The organism is Mycobacterium sp. SMC-8 (genome assembly GCF_025263565.1).
GTDB lineage: Bacteria > Actinomycetota > Actinomycetes > Mycobacteriales > Mycobacteriaceae > Mycobacterium.
Genome location: NZ_CP079865.1, coordinates 4,940,502 through 4,954,972, shown reverse-complemented (window position 1 = coordinate 4,954,972; position 14,471 = coordinate 4,940,502). Strand labels below are relative to the sequence as shown.

The following is a 14,471-nucleotide window of genomic DNA, read 5'->3' as shown; positions in this document are numbered from 1 at the left end:
CAGCTGTTCCTGTGCGCTCCGGTCGGGCCTTTCGGCATATGGTCAGGTGGTGGCGATTTCTGGTGGGCTGTAGCCGATGGTGTTGCGCCACAACGTGAGCCAGTGCTCTGTCCAGGGCCAGTGCGCTGGTAGGTGCAGGATAGGTTGGCGTTGCGGACGGGCCAGGCGGGCCGGGATAGTGATTATCTTGCGGCGCAGTGTCGCCCCGCGGGCGACCGCGTGGGCACCTCCGGCCAGGACGCCGACGGCGCGCAGCAGGTTGTGGGCGATCGCGGCGCACAGGATCCAGGCCGAGTTCGCGCCGAACCGCCCCGAGGGCATGTGCGCCAAAGGTCCGTCGATGAGGTCGGCGAACACGGTTTCGATGATGGCGTGGCGGCGATGAGTGATGTCAGCGGCGTCGACGGGTTCGTCGGAATTGGTGAAGAACGGGTGGTACCGCCACACCGGAAACAGCGCATCGAGGAACCGCGCGTCTTTGACCCGGCGCACGACCAACCGGGCGGTCACCGGAGTCTTGGTGGAACCGAAGGCTGTGTAGGTGGTTTCGGCGACTTCGGCATCGGAGATCCAGGCGCCGGTGTCGGGGTCACGCACAGCACCGGGATAGTTCACCGGGGTCCACGCGGTCTCGGGAATTGCGTCAATGGCGGCGGCAACTGCGGCGGTCTTGGTCAGCACCAGCGAGAACCGGACACCTGCTCGGTGGCAGGCGGTGACCACGGTGCTATTGCCGTAGGCCGAATCGCCACGCACCAGGATCTGCCCGGTGACCCCGGCAGCACGGGCGGTAGCGGCCGCTTGAGCGATCATGCGGGCTGCGCCCTTGCCGGAGTTGGCCTTGCCCGCCCGCAACCTCGCCCCGGCGATCACCGGCGCACCGTGGTCGGTGCTGATCGTGGTGATCAACGGTGAGAGGCCTTTGCGCAGGATCTGCCTGCCGGCGATCTTGGTGTGTCCGTAGCTGGCGCCCTGCTTGGCGTGCCCGTAGACCGGGCGTAGTAGTGAGTCGATGTCGATGAACGCCCGTCCGTCGGCGCCGGGCAACAGATCGACACGCCCGCACAGCGCGGCCAGGTGTTCGCGCAGGACAGATTCGAGCTGGCGGGCATGCCCGAAGGTGAACTCCCGCAATAAGGTTCCGATCGTCGACGGGGCGTACACACCACCGAAGAGGGTCTTCATCCCACCCGAGCGCACAACGTCTAGGTCATCAATGCTGTCCGCGCCGGCGCACATCCCGGCGATCAGCGTGGTCAGCTTCGGTGACGGATGGGCCGCACCCGAACGGATCCGCTCACAGGTGAACCGGATCTTGTCGGCCAATAGCTGCGACAGACCGGTCTGGCCGGCCAGGGTCATCACCGGCACCAGCCCGGCGCACGACACGAGATGTGCATCATCGAAGACCGCCGACGACACGGCGAACCTATGGGACACTTGCACCGGAAGTGCCTTTCTGAACGTGGGCTGATCGAAGTGTGGTAACTCCAATCATCCCAGCTCAAAGGGCACTTTCCTTACATCAACACCCTCCGAACAGGCGATTCATCGGTGGGTCGAGGCTAAGTGGGCGTCACGAATTCGACCTGCTGCGACGAAGACGGGCGCACGGCGCCGTAGCAGCCTGGTTGCCGGACGCCGCGTAATCGTCTCCCTCGTCGGTCAAAAACATGGCCACCGACCGCTCAAGATCGCAATGACCCTGTATGCAGATGAGGAGAAGCAATGAAAGTTGTTGTGTACGAAGGGCCCATGCAGGTCCGCGTCGAGGACGTCGCGGAACCGGTCATCGAAGCGCCGACCGACGTACTCGTCCAAATTACGACCACGAACATTTGCGGGTCCGACCTTCACATGTACGAGGGTCGGACGGCGATGGAAACGGGCAGGGTCCTCGGCCACGAGAACCTCGGCGAGGTCGTCGAGGTTGGCAACGCGGTGGTCTCGGTAAAGGTCGGCGACCGGGTCTGCCTGCCGTTCAATATCAGCTGCGGCTTCTGTCGCAATTGCGAGAAAGGACTGACGGCCTTCTGCCTGACCAACAATCCAGACCCGGGCATGGTTGGGGCGGCCTACGGTTTCGCGGGTATGGGCCCATACAACGGCGGGCAAGCCGAGTACCTGCGGGTACCGTTCGGCGACTCGAACTGCTTGAAGCTCCCCGAGGACGCGCAGGAAAAGGAAACCGACTACGTCATGCTGTCGGACATCTTTCCGACGGGCTGGCACTGCACCGAGCTTGCCGGACTTCAACCCGGCGATACGGTCGTGATTTTTGGTGCAGGCCCGGTCGGTTTGATGGCCGCCCATTCGGCGATGATCAAGGGCGCCGCCAAAGTGATGATCGTGGATCGTCATCCCGACCGGCTCAAGCTGGCCGAACAGATCGGGGTCATCGCGATCGACGATTCGAAGGGACCTGCCGTCGATCAGGTCCTGGAACAGACCAAAGGCGCTGGCGCCGACTGCGGTTGCGAATGCGTCGGTTATCAGGCGCATGACCCCCAAGGCCATGAGGATCCGTCGATGGTCATCAACGATCTCGTGCGCGCGGTGAAGTTCACCGGCGGAATCGGCGTGGTCGGCTTGTACCTGCCCCAGGATCCCGGCGCGCCGGACGAAGATAAAAAGAAGGGCAGGATCACTTTCGAGATGGGCACCTTCTGGGTCAAGGGCCAACGGATGGGAACTGGGCAGGCCAACGTCAAGCGCTACAACCGCGAATTGCGAGAACTGATCCACCAGGGCAGGGCCAAGCCATCATGGATCGTCTCTCACGAGCTGCCGTTATCTGATGCCCCGAACGCGTACCAGCACTTCGACGCCCGCGACAACGGTTGGACAAAGGTGGTGCTCAAGCCGCGGCTCGCGTCAGCCTGACACCTCTGGAATGACGCCCTTCCCGATCTACACGCGGTGTTTCGGCCACCAACTTGCCTCTCCTAACAGTGTCGCGATGGCAGGCACCGTCAGCGTCCGCACAACAAGCGTGTCGAGCAGCAGACCGCAGCCGATGACGAAGCCCATCTGAATCATGATTCCGATGGATCCCACCATCAGCCCGAACATGCTCGCCGCGAAGATGAATCCGGCCGATGTGATGACCGAGCCGGTGCTGGCGACGGTACGCATCACTCCCACGCGGATGTTGTTGGCCGATTCCTCGCGAAGGCGTGAGATGAGCAGCATGTTGTAGTCCGCACCCACAGCCACGAGGATGATGAACGACAACAGCGGGACGGGCCACGCGATGTCCTGACCCAGGCCGTACTGAAAGACCAGCACGCCCATGCCCAGCGCGGCGGCGTAGTTGAGCACGACGGTGGCCAGCAGGTAGATCGGTGCCAGTACCGCCCGTAGCAGCGCCACCAGGATCAAGGCCACGATGACGAGAGTCGCGATGGCCAGTTGCAGAAAGTCGCGCCCCATCAACCGTTGGATGTCGGTGTTGATGGCCGGGAATCCCGCCATGGCCACGCTGGCTTCGGCCAGCGACGTGTTCGGTGTCGCCGCTGCTGCGACGTCGGTGATGTGCTTTCCAAGCGTCATCGCCTCTGCGGTATAGGGATCGAACTGAGATTCGATGACAAACCGTGCCGTTCTGCCGTCGGGTGAGATGAATTGCCGGGCAACCTTTGCGAAGTCTTCGTTCTGCAGCGCGCTGGCCGGCAGGAAGAAGCCTGTCGCTGCGTCTGACCCGGCCGTGCCGCGCGCGGAGTCCTGCAGTTGTGCCGCGATCTGGCTCATCCCGCCCAGCATTTCGATATTGCTGTCCACCAGGGTGTGCACTCCGACGGCCAGCGCCCGCGCACCTGCGGCGAGCTGTCCGATGCCGCTCTGCAGGCGTGCGATCTGCGCGGGCAGGTCGGCGCCAGGTCCGCCAAGGACATCCATGCTCCGGTCCAGGGAATCCGCGGCACCCTGCAACTGGGTGATCGCCTCCGACGTTGAGAAATCCGCGCCCTGCGCGGCCAATTCGTCCCCCAGAACTGCGATCTGGTTGAAGAATCCCGCGTGGCGCAGCGCCACCAGCGTCTGGACGTGGTCGCGCAACGCCCCGCACTCCGCTGTGGCCGCACAGAGCGGCGAGGCGCCGAGTGTGGCCGCCAGCGGATCGATGACGGCGATCGCCCCGGCTGCCCGTTCAGCCAGCGGGCGCATCTGCAGTCCGTCCTTGACGACACGGTCGACGTTGGGCCCCATGGCAGTCAACTGCTGCAGTGCCGGCCGATAGCGCTGAATCGTCTGACCGGCCTGCTGTGCCTGATCGAGCAGACCGGTCAGCGGTCCCAGCGCAGACCGTACGCTGCTGTCGAGCTGGGTGAGACCGTCGGCCAATTGATCGGCGCCGTCCGTCAACTTCGCCAGATCGTGCTTGCGGGCGTCACCGTCGGCGACGGCGTCCGCGAGCTTGTCGCCGATCTGTCCGTTCTGCCACGACAGCTGCGCCTGATCCAGCCGCTCCCCTGTCGGGCGGGTGACGCCGACGACGCGATCGACCCCGGGTATCTGGGAGACCCGCGACGCCATTTCGTCGAGATCGGCCAGGCCCCTGCCGGTGCGCAGGTCCGTCGGCGACTCCACGACGAGGAACTCGGAGATGATGACGTCTTTGGGAAAGTGCCTGTCCAGCAATCGATAACCCTCATTGCTGGCAGTGGTGGATGGCTGCCCCTTGCGGTCGTCATAGCTCATGCGCAGGGTGAGCGCCACACCGCCGAATGCCAGGAGCAGCACGAGGCTGATCACCAGCAGCGGCACCGGCTTGCGGACCACCATCACCGCGATCCGATTCCAGTAGGCGCGCGTTCGGTCCTTGCGGGGTTCGCCGATGCCACGCTTGGCCGCCAGCACCAACACCGGCGGCAAAAGCGTCACCGTTGCCAGGCACCCGACCATCACCGCCACCGCACATGCGGGGCCCGACGTGGCGAAGATGGTCAGTGTCGCGAACGCCATGGCCACGAACGCCAGGGCAACGGTCGCCGCTGAGGCCAGGATGACACGACCGATCGTCGCCGTCGCGTTGATCACCGCCTGGTCCGGAGCCACGCCCTGGCGTCGTTGCTCGTGGTACCGGCTGATCAGGAACACCGAGTAGTCGGTGCCGGCGCCCAACAGAATCACGGTCATGAACGCGATGGTGAACTGCGAGACCGGCATTCCCAGTTCGCCTAGCGCCGACAGGACTCCCCGACCGACTCCGAGGCTGACGCCGATGACGAGCAACGGCAGCAGCGCGGTGAACACCGAGCGGTAGACCATCAGCAGGATCGCCGCGATCAGGCCGGCGGTGGCTACCGAGATGAACAGCAGATCCCGTTCCGCCGCGACGATCTGATCGCTCATGGTGGCAGCCGGACCGGTGACGTAGGTGACCGTCGACGTGCCGTCGAAGGCATGGGCGGCGATCTCGCGGATCGACGCGACGGATTCGGCGGCCCGCGGCCCGCCCAGCGTCCCCGCAATGCCGACCGGCAGATACCAGGCCTTTCCATCGGCGCTCACTGCTTGGCCGGCGGTGACGGGATCGGCGAGCAGGTCTTGGACCAGTGGCACGTTCTCCGAGTCGGCGCGCAACGCGGATACCATTGCGGCATAACGCTCCCGCGCCGACGGGGTCAACCCTTCTGGATTCTCCATCGCGACGACCACCGTCGTCGTCGACCCCTCCTCGCCGAACGCCTTGCCCATCCGGTCCAGCGTCTGGAACGACGCCACGTCGCGTGGGATCGGGTCCAGCGACTGTTGTTTGACCACAGTTTCCAATTGCGGAAACAACATCGCGAGAACCACGGCCAGACCCACCCAGGTGCCGATGACGATTCCCTTGTGCGTGACGGCGAACCGCCCCACCCCGGCCAGGCGGACGCTGTAGGCATCCTCGTGCGGCGGACGCTTCACCATGGCCCCGCCGGCATCGTGTGGTCGGATCTGCTGTCAGTCATCTCGCCTCCTGAGGACGGTCGCGCGGCTACGGCATCGCGCCTCATCGGCACCGCTTGCAACGTGCGACATATTGCGTCGAGTGTTGCACAGCGTCTAGGGTGAGGCCTCATGCACACCCTGGGATCCCTCGACGTCGAGGGCATCGACTTCGCTTTCGACGATCAACCAGACCTCCACGCTGTGCTCGCCCGCCTCCGCAAGCGCAGGCCGTACGCGATCGTGCCGTTTGCCGGAGTCAGTGCGGTCTTGTTGTTGACCGACGAGCTGGTCCGGGCGGCCTTCCGCGATGAAGCGACATTCCCCGCAGCACCGGTGTATGCGATGACCACCGAACCCGTGTTCGGCAGGACCGTGCTCAGCATGTCGGGCGCCGAGCATCGCGCCAGCCGCGGCGTGGTGTCGGCGCCGCTACGGCGCAGCCGCGTCCAGGACTACCTGGAGCCGGTGATCGAACCGGTCATCAACGAGCTGATCGACCAGTTCGCTGCCCGCGGCACCGCCGATCTGGTCGTCGAATTCACGCACCGCTACTCACTGCTGATCATCAGCCGCCTGCTGGGGTTCCCTGTCGACGACGAAGCCAAGATCCACCGCTGGGCGCAGGCGATGATCCAGTACCCCTTCGACCCGCCGACGGCGGTCACCTGTGCCGCCGAATTCACCGCCTACGTCGCTCCGCTACTGGCCGCGCGCCGCCGGGAACCTGGCGACGACATGATCTCCATGTTGGTCACCGAAACCACTGAGGACGGCGAGCATCTCTCAGACGAGGAGATACTCACGTTCCTGCGGATGCTGTTTCCACTCGGCGCCGACACCACCACGCTGGCTCTGGGCAACATCTTGTCGGCGCTGCTCAATCATCCCGACCAACTGGACCTACTGCGCTCTGACCCGGACCGCTACCTCCAGTCGGCGATCTGGGAGGGCCTGCGATGGGAGCCCGCGGTCGGGATGTTGCCGCGCGCCTGCCCTGAGGCCACAACGTGGCAGGGGATCGACATCCCAGCTCTGACCCCGATGATCTTCGCGATCAACGCCGCCAACCGTGACCCGGCCGTGTACCCGCGGCCCGACGACTTCGACATCACCCGCAACGTGATGCCGACCGTGTCGTTCGGGCAAGGCCGCCACAGCTGCATCGGGAACTGGCTGGCCAACACCGAACTTCTCGCCGCGCTGCGGGCCCTGATTGAGCGGTTGCCCGATCTCGCGCTCGACCCCCGCCACGCCGAGACCTCCACCATCACAAGCCAAGTCGGCACCACGCTGCGTGGGCCCAATTCCTTGCGGGTGACATTCACGCCGACGAGAAGCCGGCCGGACGCCGCGATGTAGGCGCGTCGCGGACTCGGGTTAGCCTCGACGTTTCGTGAAATAGGCTGTTGACACGACCTGTAATGCACGGAAGTGCCTGTCCTGTTTGAGAAAATGTGACTTGTCTAGGGTCCATGTTCACAAAGCGGGAAGGCACTCCGTAGGTGAAGCGTAGCGCGGTTCGTTCTCTGCTGGTGGATTCAGGTCGCGAGTCGTTGGTCTCGTCGGCCGGCGGGCTGCTGTTGGCTCGGACGCTGCACGTCTCGGGACTGGAAAAGGCCATGTCAGAGGTCTTGAAGCGGTGGCGGGCACCACGAACCCTGCACGACCCGGCCAAGGTGCTCACCGATGTCGCGATCGCGGTGGCACTCGGCGGTGACTGTGCCGCCGATATCGCGGTGGTGCGTGCTCAGCCCGAGCTGTTCGGGGCGGTGGCCTCCGATGCCACCGTGTCACGTCTGATCGCCACGCTGGCCGGCGACGTCGATGCCGCCGTTGCGGCGATCCGCGCGGCCCGGGCAGCAGCCCGCGCGCACATATGGCGGCGCCAGCAACCGCTGGCCGGTACCTCAGGCAGCCAGGTCATCGTCGATCTGGACGCCACCCTGGTGACCGCCCACAGCGACAAACAGGGCGCCACCCCAACCTTCAAGTACGGATACGGGTTTCATCCCATGCTCGCCTTCGTCGACCACGGCAGCCACGGATCCGGTGAAGCCCTGGTCGGGTTGCTGCGACCCGGCTCAGCCGGCTCCAACAGCGCTGCTGACCACATCAGTGTCCTGGATGCCGCGTTGGCCCAACTGCCCGAACCCGAACGGGCCCGGGTGCTGGTGCGCACCGACACCGGTGGCGGGGTCAAGGACTTCCTGCACCACATCACCGACCTGGGACTGCAGTACTCAGTCGGGTTCTACGGCATGCCCCCGATCGTCGAAGCGCTGCGCCGGGTCCCGCGGCGGGCGTGGCGGGCTGCCCTCGACGGCGACGGCACACCACGCGAGGGCGCCCAGGTCGCTGAGTTGACCCGCTACCTGCCCGACACGCTGAAAGGCTGGCCGGCAGGGATGCGGGTCATCGCCCGCCGAGAACGTCCCCATCCCGGCGCGCAGTTGCGCCTGACCGATGACAACGGGTGGCGGATCACGTGCTTTGCGACCAACACCCGCGGTTGGTCGATCTGCGATCTCGAAGTCCGGCACCGTCAACGCGCCCGCGCGGAAGACCGCATCCGCAACCTCAAAGACACCGGACTGACCAACCTGCCGTTTCACGGGTTCGCCCAGAATCAGATCTGGCTGGAGATCACCCTGCTGGCCGCTGACCTGCTGGTCTGGACCCAAGTCCTGGCCTTCACCGGCCACCCGGCCAGAGGCTGGGAACCCAAACGACTACGCCTGCGCCTGCTTGCCGTCGCCGGACGCATCATCACCTCAGGGCGTCGCCGCTACCTACGGCTGCCAAGAGGCTGGCCGTGGAGCGACCTCATCGAATTCGGCTGGACCGCACTGCAACCCACCTAAAACACAGAAACCATTCCGACGAGCAAAGGACCCAGGAGCACCGGCGAGACGCAACGCCGGAACCCCAGGCCGCCCACGTCAGAACCGCCCACCCACGCCACGAAAAGACCTCAACTACCCGCCACGTGAAAGATCGAGGTTAGTCGGCGAATGAACCGGATGCTGCGAGGCGTTCGCTAGGTTGTCTTCAGGGTGGCCTCAACGGACGGAGAGAATCGTGGCACCGCGCCGACTTCGCGTCACTGGGCAGGTCTCTCGTCCGGCTCCCTGGGGTGACCGACCACCGGTCGACGACGACGAGGCACGCCGGCGCCTACTGGACGCGGCCGAGGTCTGCTATGAGCGCCGCGGCGTCAGTCGGACCACCGTCGATGACATCGCCAAAGAGGCCTTGGTGCACCGCACAACGGTATATCGGTACTTCGGGACCCGCGACGACGTCCTTGCTTTCGTGCTTCTGCGCGAGACAGCCGGAGTCATCGACAGCGCCGAACAGGCGCTGCTGCGAGTCGGACCCTTTGGTGAGCGCCTGCTCGACGCGTTGGACGGCGCGGTCGGAGCCGTCGAAGAGTCCCGTTGGCTCAGCGTGCTGTTTTCCCCGGAAAGCCTGACCATGACGGTTTCCGCCGCGGCGTCGGGAGCGTTCCGCGACCGGATCCGCGACGTGTTGCGACCGCATGTCGAGGCAGCCAAGGCCGGCGGCGAACTGCGTGAACAACTCGACCCCGATGCCGTCGCCGACTGGCTGGTGCGGGTGGCGCAGATGCTGCTGATGGAACACCTCACGGTGCGTTCCGACGAGACCAGGCCCGACCGCCGCGCGCTGCTTCGCGACTTCGTCATCCCCGGCATTCTCAACCCGACCCCACAGCGCTGACAGCTGGAGCGGCAGGCTGACACTTCATCTGCCTTCGAAGGACGATTCGGATGCTGCTTGATGGTCCTTACGGGTCGACGACTGCGGCCGGATCGTGAGGCAGAGTACCGATGGGCGGGTTCGCCGCCTCCTCGACGGGCTCGGAAAGGAATCTCACCGTGACGACACAGGCTGGTCTGGAGCAGAAGGAACGGGACTTTCTGGCGAAGTGCGTAAGTGATGCCTACACGATGCTGGACCTGCTCCCCGGCGTAGATCCGAACGGTCCGGCTTTGGTGTGGCTGGCGGATCAATTCCTCACCCTGCGTCGGGGCGACTGCCCACCTGCGCATGCGATGACGCCCTGATCACCCTGCTGCAGTTCGCACTGGCGCCTGCCGAACGAAGGCGCGCCGGCCTCGTCAGGGGATGATCATCCGGACAGCTCCGGCTGTAGTGCCCTGGCGGTGAGCCGCCGCCTCTCGGCCAATGCGCCGTTGGTCCAGGAGGCTTCGTGTTGCGCCCCATTGTTCTTGGCGGTAACTCGTCCGTACCGCATCCCGTGGGAATAGGCTGTCGGTGCCGGGCGCCGGGCGGGCACTTTTGGACCGTAAACGCGGTTCGAGTCGCCAGCGACGGGTATCCCTCGGCAGTAGCGCATCGGCGGCCTACGCCGTGGTAACAGAAGGACTCGGTCAGCGCGGCCACTTCACCATGAATGCCGAATCGCTCAGCCCGCCAGGGCAGAGTTGGCAAGCCGGACTGGTTTCGCCAGCGCAACTGGCCGCGCTCTCGCGCGTCGACTACGGTGACTGTGACACTGGCGGGATCTTCGAGGTTGCCACGGGCGCAGTCGGAAACGTCTCACCCTGTGAGGTGAAGGCCAGTTACAGGTGTGTAGACCGTGAGTTCGCTCGCTTTCCACGTTCCCAGCCCGAGTATCCCGAAATTGAACGACAGCTTCGTGAGTCCGGCTGCGACAGGCAGGTCGATGTAGAGGACGGACGGTGGGGGTGGGGGCTTGCGCTGCGTCACCAGAGCTCCGCTCTGGGTTGCCTGGTGCTCAGTGCCGTCAGCGCCCCGTCGGAAAACCACATGCTGTTGCTGAATATCCTTGCGCAGCAAGCCGGCGCCGCCCTGGCGTATGCAGCATTGCGCGACCACAACATCGGCTATGCCGGCCTGCTGGCGAAGGCGAACAGCGAACTGGAGAAAACGAATCGCGAGCTCGCCACGTCTGTTTTGCGGTTGCAACGCCAAACCAACATGCAGGAGATTCTGAGCTCGGCGGTGGCAGCGGGAACGGGGGAACTGGGTGTCGCGGATGCGCTGTATGCCCTGACGGGGCTGTCTGTGGGGTTCGAGGACAGGTTCGGCAACCTGCGCTGCTGGGCCGGACCTGGAGAGCCCCACCCCTACCCTAAGCAGACAACGGACGAGCGCGCCCTGTTGCTGCACGAGCTGGCGGCACAGAACGGTTCGGCGCGGATCGGAGGCCGCGTGCTCGCGCTTGTCCAGTCCCGAGGTGCGGTCCTCGGAGTCCTGGCATTGCAGGACTCGGGGAACACGGTAACCGAAGACAGCTTGGTCGCGCTGTGCTTCGGCGCCAGGGTGCTCGCGTTGGAGCTTGCCCACAAGCGAAATCTCGCCGAAATGGAACTCAATCTGCGCCGCAATCTGGTCGACGATCTGCTGGCAGGCACCGATCGGGACGGTGCGTACGCGCGTGCCGATGCCCTCGGCCATGACCTGCGGCGCCCGCACTACGTGGTGGCGGTGCAAACCCCCGGTCACGCAGACAGCGCGGTCGCAACCGTCGCTGGGCGCGCAGCGGCTGCGTTGCACCTGAGCTACCTGCAGGGGTTCCGCGAGGGCCTGGTGGTGCTGCTCACCGACGGCCGTCCGGACCCGCGGGCGTTCTACCACGCGATCACTGAAGCCCTCGGTGAGGCCAGTAGTGTGATCGGCATCGGCACTCGTTGCGAAGTGCCCGACGACTTGCCGCGGTCCTTCGTCGAGGCGCGTCGCGCCCTGAACATCCGGCTGCGCTCGGCCAATCCTCACGGCGCAGCGGCTTTCGACGACCTCGGCTTCTATCGTCTGATCGCCGCCGCCCATGAGGGCGCGACGGTTGAAGCCTTCGTCCACGAATGGCTGGGCGCACTCCTGGATTACGACGAGAGCAGAAGCTCCGAATTGGTCTTGACGCTCAGCGATTACCTGGAATGCGGTGGAAACTATGACGAGTCCGCAGCCGCACTGCACATCCATCGCAGCACGCTGCGTTACCGGCTGGCGCGCATCGCCGAACTCACCGGCCACGACCTCCGCAAAGTCGATACCCGGTTCAACCTCCATGCGGCGACACGGGCGTGGCGGTTCCTCAATCCTGAGGCTGACCAGCGGCCCGGTCCCACGGGTCTCTAGGGTCAGCCTTCGACTGACTCACTCACTGTGATCTTGTTCGACTGTGTGCTTTCTTTGGGCACATAAACCTTGAGGACGCCATACGCCAACGTTGCTTCGACGTCGCCGTTGCGCAGGTAGCCCGGCAGCGTTACCCGAAATTCGAATCGACCGACCTTTCGTGTCCGGCGACGGAACAGGCCCTCGCGCTTGCGCTCCTTCACCTCGCCGGTGACCACCAACTCGTTGCCGTTCATCGTGACGTCCACGTCTTCGCTCCGCACCCCCGGAAGCTCAAGCTCGATGATGTAGGCGCTGTCGGTCTCAACGATATCGGCCGCGGGCATCCACGCACCCTCACTCGTGGATCCACCGAACACCGACTGCGCGAGCCGACCCATCTCGGCATAAAGATTCTCGAGCTCGCGCCATGGGCGCCTCTCCGCCTGGCCGGCGGAACGTTGCAGTGCCGAAGTCATGTCATTTCCCCTTTACGAATCAGCGGTAAGTCCGTCACGACGGGCGAGACACGGCGAACATCAGAACACCAGCCGAAAGAGCTCATACACCCGATCCCAATCTTCGGTCGACGGGTTGGACACGGTGGCGTCCACCACGCGAAACGAGCGGGCCACCGCAATACTCAACCCGCCGAACAACTCCGGCAGCAGCTGCTCGGTATCCTCGGCAAACATGACGTCCCCGGGTGGATTCCTCACCGCCTGGCGCAGCAGCTCACGGATTTCCTCGGCCTCCTCGAGCTTGTCGAACTCGCGCATTCGCTCCTGAACGCCCTTGGTGATCGGAAGGTCCTGCGGCACGATCACGTCACGCCCGTTCCATTTGGCCGAATTACGCCCGGCGATGGCAATGTCATCGATCTTCTCGTCGATGAACTCGCGGAAGCGGCGCACATCGTTCTTGTCGATCTTGATGCCGCCCACCGAGCGGAAGAACCTTTCCAACACCGGAATACCTGAGGGATGGGTCACTCGATACCTCCGCTCCAAAGATCCAGACCGGCCCGAGCAGGCCAACGCTCAACTTTGGCATTGTCGTCGGCGACACCGAACCGGACCCGCAGGCGCAATCTCGCCGAGCCGGTTCGGCCCGGCAGGTCATGTCAATGCACTGTTCCCGCTCTGACGGTTCCGATCTGGGGGCGCCGCCACAGCTCCCATGCGAGTCGTAAGGCTCCGATCGTGGTAAGGAGGGTCAGCGATACCAGCGCGGGGACTTCGGTCGCCACCGGAAACACCATGAGGTAGGCGGCCGCGGTGAGGAGCCGATCGACTACCAACTGGTGGTGATCACGCCATCGGTAGGCGACCTCGCCGACGTAGAACAGCGCCAATCCACCGGTGAGGGCGAGGGCGGCCAGCGGCGCCAGCGGCTTGTCGAGGTGTTCCACCGAAACCCGTGCCCCGAGGGCGAAGAAGATGATCCCCGCGACGAGCGGCAGGTGCAGATAGCTGTAGGCGTCGCGGGCCAACGCCGCCCGCTCGGAAGGGGGTGTTCGTCGAAGACGTTCTTCGGCGCCCGCGGCGAGGCCGAAGTAGGTCCACCACAGGGTGGCCGTGATCAGCACTCCGAGAACCACAGCGCTCAGGACACCGGGATGGTGATGGTGTTCGGATGCACCGCCTCCCAGCGCGATGATCGCCTCGCCCAGCGCGATGATGATGATCAAACCGTGGCGATGGACGAAATACGAAGGCACGACCAGAAGTCCGTTGGTTCCCGCTACCAAGGGACTGCCGAAATCGGCTGCGGCCGCCGCTACCCACAGCAGCTCGCGGTAAGGGGAGTCCACAAACGCGGCGGCGACGATCAGGGTCGGCCCGACAAGCAGGCCCACACTCAGCCGCCGGATCGTCGCCACCAATTCAGCCCCGCCTCGGGATGCCGAGCTGATGAACAGCCCGGCGTTGATGAGCCGGACAGCAAGCAACGCGAGCCCGAAAATGAGGGTCCCCGTGGTGAATGCAATGGGCAGCACGATCACCGCGATCATCATCGCCGCCATCGAGAGGACGATCAGAGCGGTGTAGACCACCCGCGCGATTGCGAACATGTTGGTCAGCCAGGCGTAGCAGACCCACGCCCACCAGAGGGCGAAGAGCGCAAGCATACCCCGGCCGAAACCCTGCCAGGACATGTCGCTGAGCATCAGGTGAGTGACCTGCGACATCGCGAATACGAATGTGAGGTCGAAGAACAACTCCAGGTAGCCGACCGACCGCCCCTCAACCTCCTGCGGCCCCCGCAATTCGTCGGTGTTGGGTTCGCGCCCGGCCGGTCCCCCAAGAGCGTTGCCGTCGTCGACCGTCATCGTCGACCGGCGGCCATGATCATTGCCCGTGCAATGTCGTTCTCCGGCATGACGTTCTCGAGGGTGATCCGAGTCAGCAGCATCT

At 64.8% G+C, this 14,471-nt stretch carries 11 protein-coding genes; 6 read left to right on the top strand and 5 right to left on the bottom strand.

Going from position 1 to position 14,471, the window contains the following annotated elements; translation table 11 throughout:
• Nucleotides 1–42: 42 nt before the first annotated feature.
• Complete coding sequence (locus tag KXD97_RS23900) at nucleotides 43–1,446, bottom strand: IS1380 family transposase (RefSeq protein ID WP_260752909.1); 1,404 nt, start codon at nucleotides 1,444–1,446, stop codon at nucleotides 43–45.
• A 282-nt stretch (nucleotides 1,447–1,728) separates the two neighbouring features.
• Here KXD97_RS23900 and KXD97_RS23895 point away from each other — a divergent pair, with 282 nt between their 5' ends.
• Nucleotides 1,729–2,883: a glutathione-independent formaldehyde dehydrogenase gene (locus KXD97_RS23895; RefSeq protein WP_260752908.1), complete on the top strand. Its 1,155-nt coding sequence runs from the start codon at nucleotides 1,729–1,731 to the stop codon at nucleotides 2,881–2,883.
• Nucleotides 2,884–2,910: 27 nt separating this feature from the next.
• On the opposite strand, the gene KXD97_RS23890 is transcribed toward KXD97_RS23895, so the two are convergent.
• Nucleotides 2,911–5,910, bottom strand: coding sequence for an RND family transporter (locus KXD97_RS23890; RefSeq protein WP_260752907.1), 3,000 nt, complete (start codon nucleotides 5,908–5,910; stop codon nucleotides 2,911–2,913).
• A 150-nt stretch (nucleotides 5,911–6,060) separates the two neighbouring features.
• Between KXD97_RS23890 and KXD97_RS23885 the strand changes: the two genes are divergently transcribed.
• The 5 genes from KXD97_RS23885 to KXD97_RS23865 all read left to right on the top strand — a co-directional run bounded on the left by KXD97_RS23885 (nucleotide 6,061) and on the right by KXD97_RS23865 (nucleotide 12,075).
• Nucleotides 6,061–7,290, top strand: a complete 1,230-nt coding sequence (locus KXD97_RS23885; protein WP_260752906.1) for a cytochrome P450 — start codon at nucleotides 6,061–6,063, stop codon at nucleotides 7,288–7,290.
• A 143-nt stretch (nucleotides 7,291–7,433) separates the two neighbouring features.
• A complete protein-coding gene (locus tag KXD97_RS23880) occupies nucleotides 7,434–8,792 on the top strand; it encodes an IS1380 family transposase (protein WP_313901315.1) in 1,359 nt (452 codons plus the stop codon).
• Between the two features lie 217 nt (nucleotides 8,793–9,009).
• On the top strand, nucleotides 9,010–9,669 hold the full coding sequence (locus tag KXD97_RS23875) for a TetR/AcrR family transcriptional regulator (protein ID WP_260752905.1): 660 nt from the start codon (nucleotides 9,010–9,012) through the stop codon (nucleotides 9,667–9,669).
• A gap of 110 nt (nucleotides 9,670–9,779) precedes the next feature.
• Nucleotides 9,780–10,016 carry a hypothetical protein gene (locus KXD97_RS23870; RefSeq protein ID WP_260752904.1) on the top strand — a complete coding sequence of 79 codons (237 nt, stop codon included), beginning with the start codon at nucleotides 9,780–9,782 and terminating at the stop codon, nucleotides 10,014–10,016.
• 691 nt (nucleotides 10,017–10,707) lie between these two features.
• Nucleotides 10,708–12,075 carry a CdaR family transcriptional regulator gene (locus KXD97_RS23865; RefSeq protein WP_260752903.1) on the top strand — a complete coding sequence of 456 codons (1,368 nt, stop codon included), beginning with the start codon at nucleotides 10,708–10,710 and terminating at the stop codon, nucleotides 12,073–12,075.
• Between the two features lie 2 nt (nucleotides 12,076–12,077).
• Here the strand turns inward: KXD97_RS23865 and KXD97_RS23860 are convergent, their stop codons facing one another.
• From KXD97_RS23860 to KXD97_RS23850, 3 genes are all read right to left on the bottom strand, one after another.
• The gene (locus tag KXD97_RS23860) at nucleotides 12,078–12,533 is read right to left on the bottom strand and encodes an Hsp20/alpha crystallin family protein (protein ID WP_260752902.1); all 456 of its coding nucleotides are present in this window, start codon (nucleotides 12,531–12,533) and stop codon (nucleotides 12,078–12,080) included.
• A gap of 60 nt (nucleotides 12,534–12,593) precedes the next feature.
• Entirely contained in the window at nucleotides 12,594–13,046 is a 453-nt protein-coding gene (locus KXD97_RS23855) for a DUF1931 family protein (RefSeq protein WP_260752901.1), read from the bottom strand.
• A gap of 131 nt (nucleotides 13,047–13,177) precedes the next feature.
• Complete coding sequence (locus tag KXD97_RS23850; RefSeq protein WP_260752900.1) at nucleotides 13,178–14,386, bottom strand: low temperature requirement protein A; 1,209 nt, start codon at nucleotides 14,384–14,386, stop codon at nucleotides 13,178–13,180.
• Between the last annotated feature and the right edge of the window lie 85 nt (nucleotides 14,387–14,471).

Excerpts from the sequence above, each read along its gene's own strand:
- KXD97_RS23895 (WP_260752908.1), top strand. The coding sequence starts at position 1,729 with ATGAAAGTTGTTGTGTACGAAGGGCCCATGCAGGTCCGCGTCGAGGAC.
- KXD97_RS23890 (WP_260752907.1), bottom strand. The coding sequence starts at position 5,910 with ATGGTGAAGCGTCCGCCGCACGAGGATGCCTACAGCGTCCGCCTGGCC.
- KXD97_RS23885 (WP_260752906.1), top strand. The coding sequence starts at position 6,061 with ATGCACACCCTGGGATCCCTCGACGTCGAGGGCATCGACTTCGCTTTC.
- KXD97_RS23870 (WP_260752904.1), top strand. The coding sequence starts at position 9,780 with ATGGGCGGGTTCGCCGCCTCCTCGACGGGCTCGGAAAGGAATCTCACC.
- KXD97_RS23860 (WP_260752902.1), bottom strand. The coding sequence starts at position 12,533 with ATGACTTCGGCACTGCAACGTTCCGCCGGCCAGGCGGAGAGGCGCCCA.
- KXD97_RS23850 (WP_260752900.1), bottom strand. The coding sequence starts at position 14,386 with ATGACGGTCGACGACGGCAACGCTCTTGGGGGACCGGCCGGGCGCGAA.